The sequence below is a fragment of the Alkalihalobacterium sp. APHAB7 genome, from assembly GCF_048323755.1.
Taxonomy (GTDB): Bacteria; Bacillota; Bacilli; order Bacillales; family Bacillaceae_F; genus Alkalihalobacterium.
In genome coordinates this window covers 303,927-322,557 of sequence record NZ_JBLWFS010000001.1, presented here as the reverse complement: position 1 = coordinate 322,557, position 18,631 = coordinate 303,927, and the positions used below count along the sequence as shown (strand labels likewise).

General features: G+C 36.1%; 14 protein-coding genes. 6 read left to right on the top strand and 8 right to left on the bottom strand.

Going from position 1 to position 18,631, the window contains the following annotated elements; all coding sequences use genetic code 11:
- The first annotated feature begins 458 nt into the window (after window positions 1–458).
- Together ACNSTQ_RS01385 and ACNSTQ_RS01380 are read left to right on the top strand one after the other, a co-directional pair.
- Window positions 459–2,648 (top strand): SH3 domain-containing protein, encoded by a 2,190-nt coding sequence (locus tag ACNSTQ_RS01385; RefSeq protein WP_418198060.1) that lies wholly within the window; start codon window positions 459–461, stop codon window positions 2,646–2,648.
- A gap of 177 nt (window positions 2,649–2,825) precedes the next feature.
- Window positions 2,826–2,948, top strand: coding sequence for a hypothetical protein (locus ACNSTQ_RS01380; protein ID WP_418198059.1), 123 nt, complete (start codon window positions 2,826–2,828; stop codon window positions 2,946–2,948).
- Window positions 2,949–3,067: 119 nt separating this feature from the next.
- Here the strand turns inward: ACNSTQ_RS01380 and ACNSTQ_RS01375 are convergent, their stop codons facing one another.
- The 3 genes from ACNSTQ_RS01375 to ACNSTQ_RS01365 all read right to left on the bottom strand — a co-directional run bounded on the left by ACNSTQ_RS01375 (window position 3,068) and on the right by ACNSTQ_RS01365 (window position 5,591).
- Window positions 3,068–3,205, bottom strand: a complete 138-nt coding sequence (locus ACNSTQ_RS01375; protein ID WP_418198058.1) for a hypothetical protein — start codon at window positions 3,203–3,205, stop codon at window positions 3,068–3,070.
- A gap of 17 nt (window positions 3,206–3,222) precedes the next feature.
- The gene (locus ACNSTQ_RS01370) at window positions 3,223–4,023 is read right to left on the bottom strand and encodes an SGNH/GDSL hydrolase family protein (protein WP_418198057.1); all 801 of its coding nucleotides are present in this window, start codon (window positions 4,021–4,023) and stop codon (window positions 3,223–3,225) included.
- Window positions 4,024–4,700: 677 nt separating this feature from the next.
- Complete coding sequence (locus tag ACNSTQ_RS01365; RefSeq protein WP_418198056.1) at window positions 4,701–5,591, bottom strand: hypothetical protein; 891 nt, start codon at window positions 5,589–5,591, stop codon at window positions 4,701–4,703.
- A gap of 153 nt (window positions 5,592–5,744) precedes the next feature.
- Between ACNSTQ_RS01365 and ACNSTQ_RS01360 the strand changes: the two genes are divergently transcribed.
- Window positions 5,745–6,530, top strand: a complete 786-nt coding sequence (locus tag ACNSTQ_RS01360) for an SGNH/GDSL hydrolase family protein (protein WP_418198055.1) — start codon at window positions 5,745–5,747, stop codon at window positions 6,528–6,530.
- Between the two features lie 222 nt (window positions 6,531–6,752).
- On the opposite strand, the gene ACNSTQ_RS01355 is transcribed toward ACNSTQ_RS01360, so the two are convergent.
- Window positions 6,753–7,088 (bottom strand): hypothetical protein, encoded by a 336-nt coding sequence (locus ACNSTQ_RS01355; protein WP_418198054.1) that lies wholly within the window; start codon window positions 7,086–7,088, stop codon window positions 6,753–6,755.
- A gap of 38 nt (window positions 7,089–7,126) precedes the next feature.
- Window positions 7,127–7,855 (bottom strand): hypothetical protein, encoded by a 729-nt coding sequence (locus ACNSTQ_RS01350; protein WP_418198053.1) that lies wholly within the window; start codon window positions 7,853–7,855, stop codon window positions 7,127–7,129.
- A gap of 522 nt (window positions 7,856–8,377) precedes the next feature.
- Between ACNSTQ_RS01350 and ACNSTQ_RS01345 the strand changes: the two genes are divergently transcribed.
- Both ACNSTQ_RS01345 and ACNSTQ_RS01340 read left to right on the top strand, forming a co-directional pair.
- Window positions 8,378–15,622 carry a leucine-rich repeat domain-containing protein gene (locus ACNSTQ_RS01345; RefSeq protein ID WP_418198052.1) on the top strand — a complete coding sequence of 2,415 codons (7,245 nt, stop codon included), beginning with the start codon at window positions 8,378–8,380 and terminating at the stop codon, window positions 15,620–15,622.
- Between the two features lie 66 nt (window positions 15,623–15,688).
- Window positions 15,689–15,910 carry a hypothetical protein gene (locus tag ACNSTQ_RS01340; RefSeq protein WP_418198051.1) on the top strand — a complete coding sequence of 74 codons (222 nt, stop codon included), beginning with the start codon at window positions 15,689–15,691 and terminating at the stop codon, window positions 15,908–15,910.
- Window positions 15,911–16,069: 159 nt separating this feature from the next.
- Here the strand turns inward: ACNSTQ_RS01340 and ACNSTQ_RS01335 are convergent, their stop codons facing one another.
- The gene (locus tag ACNSTQ_RS01335) at window positions 16,070–16,519 is read right to left on the bottom strand and encodes a VanZ family protein (protein ID WP_418198050.1); all 450 of its coding nucleotides are present in this window, start codon (window positions 16,517–16,519) and stop codon (window positions 16,070–16,072) included.
- Between the two features lie 260 nt (window positions 16,520–16,779).
- Entirely contained in the window at window positions 16,780–16,965 is a 186-nt protein-coding gene (locus ACNSTQ_RS01330) for an acyltransferase (protein WP_418198049.1), read from the bottom strand.
- A gap of 431 nt (window positions 16,966–17,396) precedes the next feature.
- On the opposite strand from ACNSTQ_RS01330, the gene ACNSTQ_RS01325 reads away from it, so the two are divergent.
- Window positions 17,397–18,389, top strand: a complete 993-nt coding sequence (locus ACNSTQ_RS01325; protein ID WP_418198048.1) for a hypothetical protein — start codon at window positions 17,397–17,399, stop codon at window positions 18,387–18,389.
- An 88-nt stretch (window positions 18,390–18,477) separates the two neighbouring features.
- Here ACNSTQ_RS01325 and ACNSTQ_RS01320 read toward each other — a convergent pair whose 3' ends face one another.
- On the bottom strand, window positions 18,478–18,630 hold the full coding sequence (locus tag ACNSTQ_RS01320) for a hypothetical protein (protein WP_418198047.1): 153 nt from the start codon (window positions 18,628–18,630) through the stop codon (window positions 18,478–18,480).
- Window position 18,631 lies beyond the last annotated feature (1 nt).

Sequence of the window (18,631 nt, the reverse complement as noted above, 5' to 3'; positions counted from 1 at the left end):
ACCTATATATTCCTATGTAACTACTATTAACCATTATAAAACATACCCTCCATCAGACGTTAGGTTCATTTTTAGGACTAACTTTGATGACTACATAACGAAATTTGCAGCGCAGGTCCTCTTCACGATCAAATAATGAGAGAGTTAGAGTTTTACACCTGCATGTAAATTGAACATAACTTCAGAATTGAAAGGAGGTTTATGGATTGAAAGACGTAAAATGGGGATCGCCAGTTAGCATTGCCTGCATCGGAATTTTTTTCGGTGGTTTAGGTATTTTACTAGATACAATATGGAAGTATTTTTTAAGTTTCGGATAATGATAGATGAACAGCAATAGGGCAAAACATCAGCAAATGTTCAATATATTGAACAACATCAACAAAAGAACTAGCGAGTTTTTTACGATGTATTTCAATTCTTTTATAAAAAAATCTTAACGGATCGGGGAGTAATCTATGGTCAGAAGTAAATGGGCGATTGTATGTTTATGTATTATTCTTCTTTCTAGTTTTTACATCGGGTATGAACAACATACGAATGCAAATCAGAGTCAAATTATAGCAACAGGTACTGTTCAGGCTAGTTCATTGAATGTAAGGTCAACTCCATCTACTACTGGGACAAGAGTTGGTAGTCTTTCACGCGGGGCAACCGTTTCGATTTATGAACGTAATGTCAATGGAAACTGGTTAAAAATTCAAATGAATAATCAGTGGGCGTATGTTCATGGCGATTATGTTAGTGTGACTCCAGTAAGTAATACCTCTAATAACTCAAGTAGTAACTCAGGTACAGTTGTTGCTACGGGGTCTGTTAACGTCAATTCATTAAATGTAAGACAATCACCTTCTACAACAGGAGCGCGCGTTGCGAGTCTTTCTCGTGGGGCCACTGTTCAAATCTATGAAACTGGTATTAGCGGAAACTGGCTGAAAATTAGAGTGAATAATCAGTGGGCTTACGTTCATGGCGATTTCATAACGATTACGAGGAATAATAATAGCAATTCCAACAATTCCAGTAATAATAGTAACAACAGCAACAGTTCAAACTCAGTCATTGCAACTGGAACTGTCAATGTCAACTCATTAAATGTGAGACAAACCGCTTCTGCAACGGGGACTCGCGTCGGTAGTCTGGCTCGCGGTGCGACGGTTTCCATCTATGAGAGGAATATCAACGGGAATTGGTTGAAGATTAGAGTCAACAATCAGTGGGCCTTCGTCCATGGCGATTTTGTAACGATCAGTTCTAGTTCCAATAACCAAAATAATAACAATAACAATTCAAATTCAAGTAATAACAACAGCAATAACAGTTCCAACGCGATCATTGCAACGGGTACGGTCAATGTCAATTCATTAAATGTGCGACAAACGGCTTCCACCTCAGGAACTCGCGTCGGCAGTCTAACTCGTGGTGCTTCAGTGTCCATCTATGAACGAAACGTCAATGGCAACTGGCTAAAGATTAAAATGAATAACCAATGGGCTTACGTTCATGGTGACTTTGTTACAATAACGGTTAGTAACAACAATCAAAATAATAATAGTGGGAACTCTAACAATAACAACAATAGCAATAATACAGTCGTAGCTACAGGTACGGTTAATGTCAATTTACTAAACGTTAGACAAACTGCGTCTACCTCAGGTGCCAGAGTCGGAACTCTTAATCGTGGCGCCACTGTTTCTATATTTGAAAGAAACGTTAATGGGAATTGGCATAAAATTAAGTTGAATAACCAGTGGGCGTACGTCCATGGCGATTTTGTAACAATAACTACAAACAACAATAATTCAAACAATAACAACTCATTGAATAATAACAATAACTCCGACAATATTGTTGCTACAGGTACAGTTAACGTTACAACTCTAAACATACGACAAACAGCTGCTACTTCGGGTAATCGAGTGGGTATGCTTGCTCGAGGTGCTTCCGTTTCCATTTTTGAAACAAATGTGAATGGGAATTGGCTCAAAATTAAGCATAATAACCAGTGGGCATATATACATGGCGATCATGTCACAGTAACTATTAATAACAATAATCAAAACAGCAGTGGATCAACTCCAAGTCACCCTGTGCCGACTAATGCATTAGCTGGTAAAACGATTGTGATTGATGCCGGTCATGGTGGCAGTGACCCAGGTGCAGTAGGTAACGGTTTACGAGAAAAAGACGTGACCTTGCGAGTATCCTTAGAGTTACAAAAGAAGCTTGAAGCAGCAGGTGCAAAAGTCGTCATGACTCGAACAACAGATACCTTTGTATCTGTTAACAGACGTTTTGAAATAGCCAATGCTTCAAACGGACATTCTTTTGTTAGTATCCATACAAATTCACTTTCTAATTCACAAGCACATGGAACTGAGACATTTTGGAATCGATCACACCAACACGCCCAGAGCCAACAACTTGCACAAGTGGCTCAAAAACATCTCGTTCAACAATTGAAAACCCGCGACCGCGGTGTGAAAGAAGGGAACTTTGGAGTTGTTCGTTACACAAGAATTCCAAGTATCCTTGTGGAATTAGGCTTTATCACAAATCCTAATGATGCAAATATGATGAAACAAGATAAGTTTTATGATGATGCATCAGATGCATTACTACAAGCATTAATCGAATTTCATAAATAAACCCACTCAAACCTAAGGTTCCCCGCAACCTTAGGTTTTTTGCAGGTACCTGGCACCTGCAACGCTTTAAAGCGTAACTTTAGCTAAGGAGTAAAATATTGCTGAATGTTGATTATTATAATGAATTTAAGGGGAGCCTAATTTCTGAAATGAAATTTAATCTTTGGAGGTCCTAGGATGAAAAAGAAGCTCGAACAAGCTGTTGAACATGCAAATGCCGAAAACCCTACTTCACGGTCTGGAGGCCAACCAAGCACATCTAAAAAAGAAAAAATGAGAAAATCAAATAAACACAAATAACACAAATACGGTGCCAGGCACCTTTAACACAGTAAATGGATAAAGGTGCCTGGCACCGATTTTTTTATAAAAAAAAAAAAAAAAACGATCAGATAAATTCCTATCTGATCGCCCATAATTTATTTTACTGGATTTTCAATGAATACACGCAATCTGTTCTCAATATCTTTCATTAGATCCTGAAGCTCAGTACCTTCTTTTTCGCCTTTGCGGTAAGCTTCTAATAATACATCAAGCAATGGATTTTGTTTTGACATTTTTCATAATCTCCTAACTAGTCTTTACCTTTAAAGAATTCTACCACTGCACTTGCCCAAACCTCATGTCCTTTTTGATTTGGTCGAGTACCTTCTATATATTCTTGAATTGCGTTATCTGTAATTGAAGGCCACGCTTCCCAATGATCAATATATGGGTAACCATTCTCTTCAGCATATCTTTTCAACTCTCTCGTTTGCTCGAGATAATAGTTTGGAAGATAAATAGGATTAGGGGGCTGTAAGACAATGAAAACATCCGATGCTACAGCTCTAATATCTGTCAAGATTGCAGTAAGATTTTGCAGTGTCACATCAATAGTTAAATTATTATTATCATTAAGTATCAATGGTTCAAAGAGAAGAACATCAGGTTGAAAATCTGAGAATTCATTATGTATTCCCGCTTCTAGCACTTGATGTGTTGTACGATTTCCTACTTCAAAGACCGTAAATTCGAACACGTCTTCTCCATAAGTCTCGTTTAATTCCTGGATTACTAAATCAGGCCATGGAGTATATCCATTTACCGATGCTAAAGCATTCGAACCCACAAGTGCCACTCGTACACTTTCATTATTACTTACGGCACCAATGAGCTTATCTTGTAATTCAGGGTGAATTTCCCTAATTTGCATTGAACCTACTTCATTACTAGCTTGGTCTTTTTGCTCAACGGCTTCTAATGTGTCGATCTCCTTAAAGGTCGATTGAGCTTCTTGCGCAATCCCCTTCAATTTATTATCGTATTGTATCTTCCCAAATATCAGTAGAGAAAAACAGAGTAAAACACTTAAAGCAAATATAATATTTTTCATAGAAAACTCCTTACTAAATAATCCATCTTCTATTATATCGATTTTCTTACCAAACGTATATAAATTTTGGGACTTTTTATCAGAAAATAAGGTATTTTGTCTCCCCACTGATCAGACTGTTTAGAACCCCGTGTATTTCATATTAAAAATGTGTCAAACTGATGAACAGCCACCAAAAATATTAAAAGAAATAAACAGCATATCGGACTACATAAAAGAAGGGGACATTACCAAAGTATCGGAAATATTATCACTAAATGAAATGACGGCAATCCAAGAAAGTTTGAAGAGGAGCTTGACTGAGGAAAAGACCGCATAACTAAAAGAAATGTTAAAAGAACGAATATCTCAGGAGGACCTAGATACGTTAATACAACATGCAGAAGAAGAAAATGAATAAATATCATAATTCAACAAGTGAATAAGTTGAAATACACTTCCGGTTTTTTTAAAAATAAATCACACATTATTGACTATATCAAAAGGAAAAACAACACCAACTAAAACACAAAATGAATGAAGGGCCATCTCATAAGGGGGCGGTTCATCAGTCTAAATGAGTTTATGCTAGATGAATATGTTTCATTTAGATTACCTTCCCTTTAGTTTCGACAGCCACTTCATTTTCAGAAGTCTCCCTGTTTATTTACCATTTTAATAGCGTATAAAAGATAATTTTAGATAACTACCAAGCTCTCTCTTATACACTTTTCTACAAATATACTTACATTTACTTCGGCATCTTCTTTTTCATCTGCTTCTGCTTCAAAACGAGTGGTCTGAATTAAATTCCTTTTTTTCTCTTTAATCATCCGTATTCTTTCTTTTATATCACTCGTATCACCTAAGTTTTTTACACTAGGGTCCTCAAAAAAACGTTCTATTTCATTTAGTTGTTCTATTGATAATTTACGAGCTAAATCATCTACAGGGTTACTTGAAAAAGATGCAGCAGATTCAGAAGCAGGTGTATCGTGAAGCAGAATTGACAATACATTCGTAAAAATATAGGTATCCACTGTTTCTGCACTCGATTGTTTCTTTTCAAATGTATCGACTAAATCCTCTAATGCTACATTTTGCTCTCCTTCTGCTTCAACAACTATTTCTGGTTGTTCCTCTATCTCGCGATTAGCATCACTTCCTATTTGATTATCCTCAAATTCCTGTCCAGGTATCGATCTTTGTTCATTCCGTTCGGGCCTTGGTTCAGGCCTTGGCTCAGGCGTTGGTCTTGGTTCTCGAGCTGGTTCTGGTTTTGGATCTGGCTTTGGTTCTGGTTTCGGTTCTGGTTTCGGCGCAGGTTTTGGTTCCGGCTTAGGATCTGGTTTCGGTTCTGGTTTCGGTTCCGGCTTTGGTTCTGGCTCGGGTACAGGCTCTGGCAAAGGCTCTGGCAAAGGCTCGGGTACAGGACCTGGTTCTGGCTTAGGCTCGTCTTGTTCTTTCGTTGTAACTTTTCCATTGTCTTCATGTTCATTCGGTTTAGGCTCTGAATAAACCATGGTTCCCCATCCAAACATGGTAAAAACTAAAAAGAGTATAAAAAACCTTTGTAGTTTGGTCTTCATGTTCTCCTCCAATACTGATGTACATTAATTTTCCATCTTGTAGTATTTTCTATAATCCTATCATATTTTGTAAAAAACTTGTAAAACCTCTTATTTTTAATAAATAAAAAAGTATATAATATGAGATGTAAAACAATATGGGAGTTGGTCTCTGTGAAAAAACTAGCAATACCAATTTTTTGCCTAGTTGCTGTGGGTATAGTCATCTTTGGAAAAATACATTACGATAACAAACTGGAATCGATAGGAAAGTCAGCAAAAGAACAACAACTTTTAGATTCAAGTGTTAGTTCTGCTGTAAATATTGAAGAATTAGTTGGACTTACTGCTAATATGAGTGACGTGCTTAGTGAGAAGTTACTTCACAAATTAGAAGCAAATGAAAGCATCACTTTATTAGTCATTGGTTCAGAAGCAAATTTTAGTAGCCCTTCTGAAAATTCTTCATGGCCCTTTCAACTATTGGATGCATTGAATGAATATTATGTTGGTGCGAATTTTGTATTAGAGACCATGAATTTAGAAGATATGAGTACGAATCACCTTATTGAAATAAACGCTCATTCTATGGCAGCTACTATTAAACCGGACGTGGTAATCCTCGAGCCTTTACTATTAAATGATAATGGGATCGTAAAGATGGAGAAAACTATAGAGAATGTTGAAAAGTTATTAGAAACAGTTAAAGAAGAAGCAGCTGAAGCTTTCGTTATCCTTCAGCCACCTAACCCAATTTATCGACCCACCATTTACTTAGAACAAGTTGACCGGCTAAAAGAGTTTACTCTCAATTCCGATTATGAGTATATAGATCATTGGCAAGCATGGCCTGATGTGGAGAATGATGACCTAAAAGACTTTATAACGGGAGTACACCCAAATGAACGAGGCCACGACTTATGGGCTGAATACATGATTAACTATTTTGTTGCCAAGTAATGTTTTGTAAAATTAGTAATAAGGCACTGTATGAGAGATGTTAAACCCCGCAAGTAAAGAAGTTAGCATACATTTTCAATAGAACAACCGTTAAGACTTAACGGTTGTTTTATTAACAAATATTTTCTTTTCTATTGGTTTAATAAACCCCTAGCTTATCCTATTTAACACAAGCATATAAGGATCATAAAATAAAAAAGAAGATCTTTAAAAAAATTTTAACTAAGAAATCTTCTGATATTCCTTTGGAGCAGGGATTCCCTTTACTAAACGCCATTTTAGTGACTTATGTACTTTTCTTTTCGTTTCAAAGCTAACCAAAGGGCTCTCATAAATGTAGCGATAAGCTTCTCGCATACGTGAAAAATATTTAGTAGTATAAGGTACCCAAAGAACATAACGCATACGTTTCAAAAAACCACTCGCTTCTTTTTCTGTTATACGATCTTTTTTTCTTAATTTAAAAACTTCTATTTTAATAATAATAGCAAAAATAATTTGTAAAGGTATAAATAAAATTAAAAAAAGACCAATAACAACTCCAAATATAGATTCCATTATTTCTCCACATCCTCTACTTTTATCTTTATTAAAAACTAATTTTCGTTTAACTCATGGATATAACCTATTCGAACTCTATCCCGATAAAGTTGATTACGTTCTGCAAAAGAGTTATCAAAGGTCAGCGATTGGCACCCCAAACCTCGGGAGAATTGATCACATTTTAATTCTAATTCTTCTCCAAACAAGACTTGGTCTTTAATAAAGTAATTACTATGGGCTATTTCGTGACCTAGTGTAAATAACATCTCTTGTTTCGCAGCCTCTTTATCCAGGAGGAAATAAAAGCCCCTACTTGTAGGAAGTTTGTTATTTGGACCTAATCTGTTGGTGATACTGGTTGGTGCATAATATTTGTACAGATCCCCTTCCATTTCGAGTGGATATAAGTTAATTGTTCCACCTTCTTCTGTATGAAAAGAACGAAAAGGGCTATAACTGCCGAAATAACCAATATTCATATAATCCAAACGGTTGGTTAGTAAGATATGTTCAATACCTACTAGCAAAGAAGGATCGAGCGTCTGTAAAAAGCTTCTAATATCATCCACTGTTAAAGGATGTCCCATATCAGGATCGGTCACTTTATGTTTTGAAATTTTAATCTCTCTAGTTTTATTAGTAACAACTTTGTTCCATCTTCGTTTTCTATTCCATTTCTCTAAACTAGAATGAAAGACTACAAAACCTATGAAGAATAGACTAAGTAACATAGTCACTGCTAATAAAAAATAATTAGTATACATCAGGTATTTTGTTAACATCCAGATTTTCTCCTTTGGGAAGCAACAATAATTAGCGGCTATTTCTTTTATGGCCTTTTAACTCAGAAAACGACTGGCTCGCTACTAATTAGAGGTAAAATAGAATGACTTAAAAGAAAGAATGGCTTGTATTAACTCCAAGCAATTCAATTTAACCAACTATAAAATAGAAAACTAAAAAACCTAATGTTTATACGAACGTACTTTAGAGTAGTTACTGTATACTTTTTTTCCATTTACTGTACGGTAGGCTCTTACTTTGTAATGATATGTTCTTCCTGCCCTTAAGCTCTTATTCGTATAGTTTACTTTGCTGCCGCTACTTTACTTCTGAAACATTGTTATTAATTCCAATATCAGTCTATTGACTCAGGACAATTGACTACATTATACATAAGTATTAATAAAGTAGCGCGAAAAAAGTCTTACTTTTTGTAAATTAATAGCTTATAATGTAAAAGTATGTAATTTAGTGCAATTAATAGGTTGCGTACACTACACAATTTAATAAGGAGGAAAGTTATGGGAAAGAAAAAGTGGCTTAAATTGACAATTATCTTCACACTTATTTTCCAATTATTTGCAGTTCCATTTGGAAATGTGGGAGTAATGTCAGAAACTACTAACTTATTATTAAAAACTCCTGTTGTTGAAGACGATAAACTTAAGATTGAGTGGATAACAACAGAGTATTTCGAGTTGGATCAAGTCGACCTAATTCGAAACGATCGTGAACTTTCGTATCACAACCATGTGGAAGTGACTAAAGTGAATGAAAATGAATATTCTTATGTCTATTACGATAAAAATGTGAACTTGGAGGAAGAGTACACCTACTCCGTTGTAATCGGAAACTACAACGAAACGTATAAGAGTAGTGCTTTCTACAAGCCTTTAAGTAATTTAGACGAGCACAGTGTCAATAAGGAAGAAAATGCAGTCGCTAATGACGAACTTGAGCTTATTGATGAAGATGATTTTATTGAGGAAGAAGATTTCATTGATGAAGAAGATCTCCAGGATGAAGACCGTTCAACTCGTGAGGATGAATTCCTTGATGACGATCTTTTAAACAATGAAGATACGACTTCTAATGAAGAAGAAGATTTCGAAGAAGACTTTTATGATGAAGAACATGATCGTTATCAAAGAAACTATCATCTTTATGATGAGGAACAAGATATAAATATCTATAACCTTAAAATAACTGATGAGAGTATTGCTTTTAAACTAACTTCTTACTACTATGATGTTGATTATTACTCTATTTATGTTGATGGTGAACTAACTGAATTGACAAATTTTTATGTTATTCCTAATTTAGAACCAAATACTGAATATACAGTTAAAATCGAAGGCATAGACTATGATGAAACAGTTGTAAGCGAACGTGAATATAAATTAACAACTGCTGAAACCGTTGAAAGTGAAGAAGTCCACATACCGGATGAGGTGCTTGAACGTGAAATTCGTGAACAAGTAGGGATTTTCAAACGTCCTCTAACAAAAAATGACTTAGAGAAGCTTGAGGAATTATATTTTTGGTATGGAGATGTAGAAGATCTCACGGGTATTGAGTACGCTACTAACTTACGCGGCCTAACATTAACTTATAGCAACATTTCAAACCTTGAGCCTTTAGCCAATTTAACGAACTTATCATGGCTATACCTTGATCATAACCAAATTGACGATTTAACTGCGTTAAGCAAATTAGAAAATTTAGGACTTTTAAGTGTTAAGGGTAATCAAATTTCTAATATCGATCTACTATTAGATTTACCCAATTTATACCATGTTGGCTTAACTGATAATTTACTAGACCTTGACACAAGTTCAAGTACATATCAAGTAATTGAAGCCCTTCTTAATAATGACGTTCATATCGAATATGAATGGACCGAGCATTTTTCACTTGATATTTATGCAACTGAGAATTCAATTGAAATAGAATGGGATCTTTGGTTTGATGATTCACATATCTCAAGCTATGTTATTTTATTAAATGATGAGTATGTAGGTGAAGTTGATCGTCAAACAAAATACTTTGAAATTACTGAACTCGCTCCGCAAACCTATTATGATGTGAGAGTAGTAGCCATTGATCATGATGGACTCCCTAGGAATCATAGCTGGACTTATGAAGCTCATACAAAAGCAGAGCCACAAGGTGACGTCGTCACTTTTGAGGATGAGACACTAGAACAATTCGTACGAAACGAGCTGCGTATTTTTTCAAGAAGTTTAAGAGAAAGTGATTTGGAACAATTAACTCAGCTTTCAATTTATGATGATCCTATCAGTAGTTTAAGTGGTTTAGAATTTGCAACTGAGTTACGATATTTATATATCTCTGATAGTCAACTTGAGGATTTTACAGCAATCCATAACCTAACAAATTTACGTACATTGGAGCTATACAACGTCGGTATTACTGATATCTCTGTACTTGAAGGGTTAAACGAATTGAGGTATTTATATTTAGGCTATAATAATATTATTGACATTAATGTTCTATTAAAATTACCTAAATTATCGTATGTAACACTTTGGGGGAACCCTATCGACTTGAGTATGAACTCTAATAATATGGAAGTTATTACACAGCTAGAAGATCGTGGTATAGATGTAAATTATCCAAGACCTCAACTGCATACCGGGTATGTTTCGGAAGCAACTGCTCAGTTATATTGGTACTTTGATGAATATGGAGTGGATATTAACTCCTATGAAATTGTTGTAAATGGTGAAACAGTAAACCACACCAACATTAAAGAAGACTATTTTTACAATTTTGTTCTAACAGATTTAGTACCTAACACGGAATATGAAATTTATGTGGTTGGACATGCGGATGGAACACCGATTGCAAAAACCGCTACGATATCATTCACAACAAAATCGATACCAAACGGTGACGATGTAATATTTGCAGACAAGCTTTTAGAAGAGCAAATTCGTACCCATTTTGGTGTTGAACACCGTAATATAAAAACGGATGATATGGAAGAGTTATATTATTTTTACTTCTATGGAATCAACGATCACACGCTTAATTTGTCAGGATTGGAGACGGCTATAAATTTAATGGGCTTATCCCTTGAAAACGTTAGCGTCGACAACTTTGACATTATCATTCAGTTGACAAGCCTTATAGACCTAAATCTGTTCAATGTTAATTTAGGGGATTTAAGTCCATTAAATAATTTAATTAACTTAGAATATCTCTACTTAGTTCATGCAGGTATCGAGGACCTTTCATTTCTTGAAAACATGTCTGGACTAAGACACCTTAACCTTTCTAATAATGAAATTAAGTCAATTAATGTTCTTTCTTCCCTATCAAACGTAAGATCAGTTCATTTGTATAACAATGAAATAGAAGATATTTCTCCGTTACTGCAAATGAAAAACTTAGAATACGTTACATTATGGGGGAACTTACTAGACTTATCTGAAAACTCAACAACCTTTAATATGATCAAAAAACTGGAAGAAAGAGACGTCTATGTCCAATATGAGGAGCCTCATTACTCGGATTTAGTTATCTCGGAAATTACAGATACAACGATTACCATTGATCTTGCTGCAACAGCTCGAGGATCTGAATATGATTACTTTCAATTATTTATAGACGGTGAGTTCTATATTGATATAGACGGATCCGCTTCATTCTATGAAATTGATGGATTAAACCCTTATACAACTTATGAAATTGGGTTAGTTCTAGTAGCAGATGGTTGGGACGATTATGTTGAAGCCTTCGTAACTACTCTTTCTACTACTCCAGATTATGAGGAACCTATTGAGCCCAAACCTGAACAACCGGTTACTTATAGTTTAGAGTTAACTGATATTAGCTCTACAACATTTACAGTCAGCTGGGCAGACTCGCTTGAACGTTTCGAAGCTACTGAGTCTATTGTTTACGTTAATAATAAGAAAGTAGAAGAATTTGACTCTTCACTTTCTACTTTCACAGCCGAAAACTTAAACCCTAATTCTTGGAACACAGTTCGAGTTGTCATGTTAAAAGAAAACCGTGAAGTTGAAATGAACAGAACGGTCCGTACTCGTCAAGTAGAACGAGTGTCTACAAGTTTCCAAGCCGTAAACAAAGATGGTGAAGCTGTTGACCGTAGACTAGAATTTTACCTAGAGGGCGTTGGTCCACATAATAAAAATCAGCAACTGTATGGTTACACAGACAAAGGATTTTTACGACTATGGCACCAATCGAGCACATCCTTATCGATTCCTGTAGGGACTTACAATCTATATATTTTTGGTAACGGGAAATATGTTGACACTTTATTTGAGGGAATAGAAATAACTTCAGGTGAAGATTATGTAAATGAACCAATGTTTATCGAAGTTAATGAAATTGACCTTTCATTGGGTAACATGGATATCGTTATAAACAATGAAGAAGGTTCACCAATCAATAAGGTCGATTATGTATCTATTTATAGCCCATCTGTCACATCTGCAGCAAACAACTATGACTTTGGTTATCGTTATGCCTGGGACACGGAAACGACAAATGGAATTTTCTCTTTTAAAGATTTAGCCTATGCTCAAGATTATCAAATTAGCATTGGAAGTGAAGGATACCGTACGTATAATGGAACTTTTAAATTCACTGAAGAAAACTCATCACTTGAGATTACTTTAGAAAAGGGTGCAAAGGTAACAGGTTCCGTTATTACTGAGAACGGGAATCAAGTAATCGGTGCGAATATCTATGCCTACAACAATAATGTGTGGGAATATGCTACAACAAAGACGAACGGTGAATTTATCGTATATGGATTAGATGGAAATGATATTACAATTGATGTTTCCATGACTGGATTCGAAACTCAAAGATTTACTGTTTCAAAGTCTGATTTTGTTAATAATTCCTTTGACTTGGGACAAGTTCAGTTAAGTCCAGAGCGTTATGTAGAAGGTATTTTAAAAGATAAAAACGGTAACCCAGCACGTAATGTTTCCGTTATGCTCTTCGAAGAAGGCGCTAACTGGAGTTCGTATTGGACAAGAACGGACAGCAACGGTTACTTTAAATTCAGAAATGTAACTAATCAAACATACACGCTAAAAACAGAAAGCTTTAATTATCCAAATGTAGAAGTTGGAGAAATTACACCGAAAAATGAACCGTACCACATCATGCTCACTGAAAAAGGAACTGGGAACTTTACAGGAGACGGGAACCGTTTCTCTTCATCTGTTGCAACTGTCGTTCCTGGTAAGACGATGAGATATCGTCTAGACTATAAAAACAACGGAACGGATGCTGCCGAAAATGTTATACTAGATCTGAATTTATCAGATAAGGTTACACTAATTGAAGAAACCGTTTTATTGAATGGTCAAGAAATCATTCTTGAAAACGGGAAGGCCGTTATTTCAAGAGTAGAAGCAGGAGAAGCGGGAACTTTTCGTTTCCAAGTAAAAGTAAATGAAGATGTTTCACAACAAATCGTTTCCACTGCAAAAATTCAGTACGGTGAAAATGAAGTTAACTTATCAGCAACAACAAATGTATTATTTGTAGACATGCAAGTTCCAGAAGTCACAGCCACACCAAAAGTAAAAGTCTACGGAACTGCAAAGGTCGGTTCAACGGTAGAAGTATTTGATGGCCAAAGACTACTAGGAACAACAGAAGTAACTAGTCGCTGGTGGTACATGGACGTAAACCTTCCTGTACGCGAAGGAACAGAAAGTACACACAACTTGGTTGCTAAAGTTACAGAGGGATCTGAAGTCTTCTTATCTGAACCAAAACAAATTTCGTATAAACCAGAAGTGGCATCGATTGAAGAAGTTACTATTCATGCCGGCTGGAATAGCGGTGTAACATTAAACCCTAATACAGGTGTAGCTACATTTGCAATTGTTGAATTTACACCTATTGATGTTGAAGTGTCGTTTGATAAATTAGTTGATGAAGTGTATATCCACTTTATTGGTGAAACGTATCAATTGAACTACAACGCACAAAAAGAAAAATATGTAGGACAGTTTCCTCCAGGATGGAGCTCGTATGGAGAGCAAATGTTTGAAATTTCCTTCAAACAAGGAGACACAACAACGCGCTTACCTCTAATGGAAGTTATCGTACTGATTGACCCTTCTGGATATGTTTTTGAAGGAAGTATGGATAACCGCCTACCTGGTGCGACAGCAATCGTAGAAGAATTTAAAAATAATCGATGGGTTATGTGGAATGCCGAATTCTTCGGACAAATTAACCCTCAAATCACAGATGAAGACGGTCGTTATGGCTGGGATGTTTATCAGGGTGATTGGAGAGTTATTTTTAGCAAAGAAGGGTTCGAAACATACATTAGCCGCATTGTAACCGTTCCACCTGAAGAAACGGAGCTAAACGTACCATTAGTTCGCATAAGCAACCCTGAAGTAATTGGTACCCTATACAACCAAGGGACTTTAACGATCTCATTTGATCGTCTTATGGACCAAGCAAATGTCGATGACCATATTCGCGTATATGATCATGAAGGACAATTAGTAGAAGGTTCATTCGATTTAGAAGACTATTTCGGGTACCGTGAAGTGGAACCTGGATCTGGTTACTATGAGCCAAATGAGGATCAACTCCTTTCTCAAACATTTGTATGGTCGCCTGCTGAGCCTTTAGCTCCTAATGCAACGTATGATGTTGTAATCAGTTCAGGCATAAAGGACTATGACAACAAACCGTTAGAAGCAGATTATCAGTCTTCATTTACTACTCCAGAGGCAGTAAATGACGATGAGTCAAGCGAGCCTCAACCGGGACAAGACCCTGTCGATAACGAGCAGCCTAGTCCGACTCAACCGGGACAAGACCCCGTTGATAACGAGCAGCCTAGTCCAACTCAACCGGGACAAGACCCTGCTGATACTGAACAGCCTAGTCCGACTCAACCTGAGAAAGATCAAGCAGGAAACAAACAGCCTGTCATTGAGAAACCGAAGCAAGATCAAAAAAATGATGCAGTCCAAAAGCCTGGGTATCCAGAACCTAAAGACAGCAAGTCAGAAAAAGGTCAAGACCAACTTAAAGATGTTGTAACAAAGCCTAAAGTACAACAAAATAAGGCAACTGTTGACATGAACGTTATTAATCAAGTTCAACAGAATGGTCAATTACAGATTGATTTAAGCAAATATAAAAACAAAACAGAAGTCTCTTTAGCTCTAACAAAAGAACAAGTAGAACTTCTGAAACAAAAGAATGCGAAGATCTTACTAGACAAAGGTGACGTAACACTTAATATTCCAGTAAGTAATCTGAAAAATGAACAGGTTGAAATTTCCGTGAAAAAACTTGCAGACATAGAGAAAGCACTTAGTTCTATATATGACTTCACCATCCTTCAAGGAAATTCAATTATTAGCACATTTAGTGAGAAAGTAGTATTAACTTTCCACATTGATAAGAGCAAAGTAAAACACCCAGAGCAAGTTCAGTTATTCTACTGGAACGAACAAAAAAGTGAGTGGGAGTTAATTGGTGGTACTTACAATGCTTCAGAAGGTACATTGCAAGCAGCTACTTCTCACTTCAGCACATATGCTGTTTTCGATTTAACAGAAGCTGAATTAAATGATATGACCGATCAAGTCACGCCAAAAGAGCAAGACGGTAGTCTTCTTCCAAAGACAGCAACTCACATGTTTTCATACATGGTCCTTGGAATGTTGTTACTTCTTGCAGGGTTATTCATTGCCCGTAGAAGAAAACTAGCATAAAAATGTAAAGAGACTGACTTATTTGGTCAGTCTCTTTCTAAAAAACAACTATGATACGGAGGAACTATGAAGAAACTCGCTTTACTTACCATTACTTTATTTTTGCTGACTGTAACTGCATGTTCAACAGAAACAGCTGAAACTGAACAGGTTACTAATGCTTCGAGTGAAGAACTACAGCAACAATTAGAAGAATTAAAGCTTGAAAACGGTCGATTAAAGATGGAAAACCTAAAGTTAAAAGAAACCATCGATCGTCTCCACAGAAACACAATGGATAATAAGTAATTACTTACCCTTCCTGTTTTAGCGTCAAAAGAATTTGGCGGTTGAAACAGGTTTTTTCATTTGTAATAATTAGTAAAATTTTAAAAGATTATATTTCATAGCTCTATCCATTACCGTCCGTAATTGAAATGCCCCCCAAAACCAACAAACCAATATAACTTATGTGGCAGTTTTTTTCAACACTCTACTAAACAACCAATACATACCAATGCCTACACTTGCCCCTGCAGTATCAATGAGCACATCCCGTACTTCTCCAGAACGACCTGGTACAAAGAGCTGATGTACTTCATCTGAGATGGCGTAAAGTATACAGATGACTAGCGCTACTCCCATACTTCGATACCCATTACTTCCGCTTCTTCTTAAGGCGTTGATCGTCAGCAGCCCTAGGACTAAGTAAGCGAAGAAGTGAGCATTTTTTCTTACGAGATGATTTAAATTGCCGAACTCAAACTGTGTATTCGGGGCGACTATTTCAATGATTTGTACAATTACCTCTGTTATTTCTGAACTTAATTCGCTAGACACTGTTGCTGGTTGATGCGACAAGTAGAAAATAAGCGCCATCCAAGCGATTACAGCTGTCCAGGAAAACGATTTAACCATGTGTTTATAAACTCCCTACGATGCTACCAAGATTTGACCTAATAGTCAGTCAGGTCTTTATCTATTATTTTAACGCTTTAGCTAGGATTAGCAACAGCCCTATTTATTTAGTTGTACTGATAAAAAGAAGGAGATTGGGAGGACCGGTGAGAGCTAGGCAAAGAAAAAAAGAATAACACTCTTCCAACTAAAAAAGCAGGTCTTAACCTACTTTTTTAACCGAAAAAGAAACTAAAAAAATTGAGGATATAAGTGGAGCACTATTCTTTTTGGTGGTCAAACTCAAATTTCTGAACAAATCCACAATGTGAACAAGCTTTCCCTATTTGTTGTTTCGACTCGGGTTCAATATAGTAAATTTCTTCGTGGCCACATATTGTACAGTCAATAACATGGAACAATTCTCTCTTACCTAGTATCGCATCTAGCACCAACTCAAAGGACATCTTATTCACCTCTGTAATCGTTTTCATCCACTTTACCAAATTTTACTTTTGAAGTAAGGCGAAACGTGTAGACACAAGAGGAGTTTCGTGCGACATGATTAGCCATTTCATAGACCTTTCGACATATACCCGATTTGATTCGCTTTGTATAACTAAAATTAAGCCTGACCTACTCGTGCTTTTTAACATATTCTATCATTGTTTATAGCGGGACTGTCCCACAGCGGTAATACTTTACTCTAGTGGGGGCAGACCTCGAATTAATTACTTTAATATTACTGTTAAAAATTCTCAGTTACTTTCTTCCTGTATTTCCTAGGAATAATTGTCGAATTATAGTATAATTGTCCTTGTTTTATTACCTAAGGAAACATTTTCTAACTTTACAATTATATTTCTAAAGGTAAATTATACTAATGGAGGAAGCACTTATGAAATTTAATAGTTTAACTGTTTTATTATCATTCATTATTGTCGTTGGATTCATTGCGGGATGCGGATCTCAATCTCAAGTCGGTTCACAAGAAGAGGGAGAGCTACCTACTGCTGTAGAAAAAGAAGAAGAAAACAATGAACATGGAGTCCCAATCAGTGTTGTTGAGAGTATTCGCGAAAATCTTGAGGGACAATCTGCGGCTCTTGATGAAGGAGACTTAGATACTTACAAAATTTTTTTACAAAAAGAACCACAAAATGAGCTTAACTTAAAGAGGTTGATGGACCGAAAACCTACAACGTCGATTACTAACCTAGATGTCATTTATATGATAGAAGACGAAGCTCTAGCTATTGTAAAAAGTAAAACAATGACTGAAGAATATATGGAAGATTCAAATTACAATAGCACTTCAGAATACGCTACTCTTTTCAAATTAGTAGACGATAACTGGCTTGAGACCAACCATGGAGTAAGTATAGAGACTATTTATTTAGACGGTGAAGGGGAACGCTCTGACCTTTATACTCACCAATTTAACAACGAGGCTGCTTTACAAAAAATTGAAGAAATTGTCGAGAGTAACGAACTTCCTTCCATTTATTTCGAAATGGAAAGCGCATTAACTGACGAAGCAGAAAAGGCATGGACTAGGTTATTTGATCTATATACAATTGAAAGTGAAGAAGACATTTACTCCATTGCAACGGATACGTTCTTATATCCAGAACCCTACCACGAAGCCTACTTAAACATGGCTGATGCATTTATTGAATGGGACTACAAAGAAATTGACCCGCAATTCTTCTCTACATTCGTTCATGAAAGAGATGAAAATACTTTTACCTATGATGTCAACATTCAAGTGTTTGGAATTACATCTGAAGCTGAAGCTGAAGCTAAGCTTATTGAACGCCTTGATGTAGTAGTTGATATGGAAAAAGACGACAATGGCCAATGGAAAATCGTAGAGTTTAGAAATAAATAGTAAAAAAAAACGTACCGCTAATATACAAATATAGTAGGACGAACCCAAACCAGGGTTCGTCCTACTTTTTTTAGAGAAAGTCCCTATTTTAAGTATCTATCCCATCCATCTTTCTTGTAAACTTCCTAAACTTTTCAACTAGAAAAGCAATTAGTCGCCAAGTACCGAAAATAATAGCAAATATAATGGTCGTTGGAATTAAAACATAAACGATTAACAAGATCCATTGCATCAACGACATA

Coding starts and splice junctions, on each gene's coding strand:
- ACNSTQ_RS01345 (WP_418198052.1), top strand. CDS start 8,378: ATGGGAAAGAAAAAGTGGCTTAAATTGACAATTATCTTCACACTTATT.
- ACNSTQ_RS01330 (WP_418198049.1), bottom strand. CDS start 16,965: ATGTCCTTTGAGTTGGTGCTAGATGCGATACTAGGTAAGAGAGAATTG.
- ACNSTQ_RS01365 (WP_418198056.1), bottom strand. CDS start 5,591: ATGAAGACCAAACTACAAAGGTTTTTTATACTCTTTTTAGTTTTTACC.
- ACNSTQ_RS01375 (WP_418198058.1), bottom strand. CDS start 3,205: ATGTCAAAACAAAATCCATTGCTTGATGTATTATTAGAAGCTTACCGC.
- ACNSTQ_RS01355 (WP_418198054.1), bottom strand. CDS start 7,088: ATGGAATCTATATTTGGAGTTGTTATTGGTCTTTTTTTAATTTTATTT.
- ACNSTQ_RS01325 (WP_418198048.1), top strand. CDS start 17,397: ATGAAATTTAATAGTTTAACTGTTTTATTATCATTCATTATTGTCGTT.
- ACNSTQ_RS01335 (WP_418198050.1), bottom strand. CDS start 16,519: ATGGTTAAATCGTTTTCCTGGACAGCTGTAATCGCTTGGATGGCGCTT.
- ACNSTQ_RS01320 (WP_418198047.1), bottom strand. CDS start 18,630: ATGTCGTTGATGCAATGGATCTTGTTAATCGTTTATGTTTTAATTCCA.
- ACNSTQ_RS01380 (WP_418198059.1), top strand. CDS start 2,826: ATGAAAAAGAAGCTCGAACAAGCTGTTGAACATGCAAATGCCGAAAAC.
- ACNSTQ_RS01350 (WP_418198053.1), bottom strand. CDS start 7,855: ATGTTAACAAAATACCTGATGTATACTAATTATTTTTTATTAGCAGTG.
- ACNSTQ_RS01385 (WP_418198060.1), top strand. CDS start 459: ATGGTCAGAAGTAAATGGGCGATTGTATGTTTATGTATTATTCTTCTT.
- ACNSTQ_RS01340 (WP_418198051.1), top strand. CDS start 15,689: ATGAAGAAACTCGCTTTACTTACCATTACTTTATTTTTGCTGACTGTA.
- ACNSTQ_RS01370 (WP_418198057.1), bottom strand. CDS start 4,023: ATGAAAAATATTATATTTGCTTTAAGTGTTTTACTCTGTTTTTCTCTA.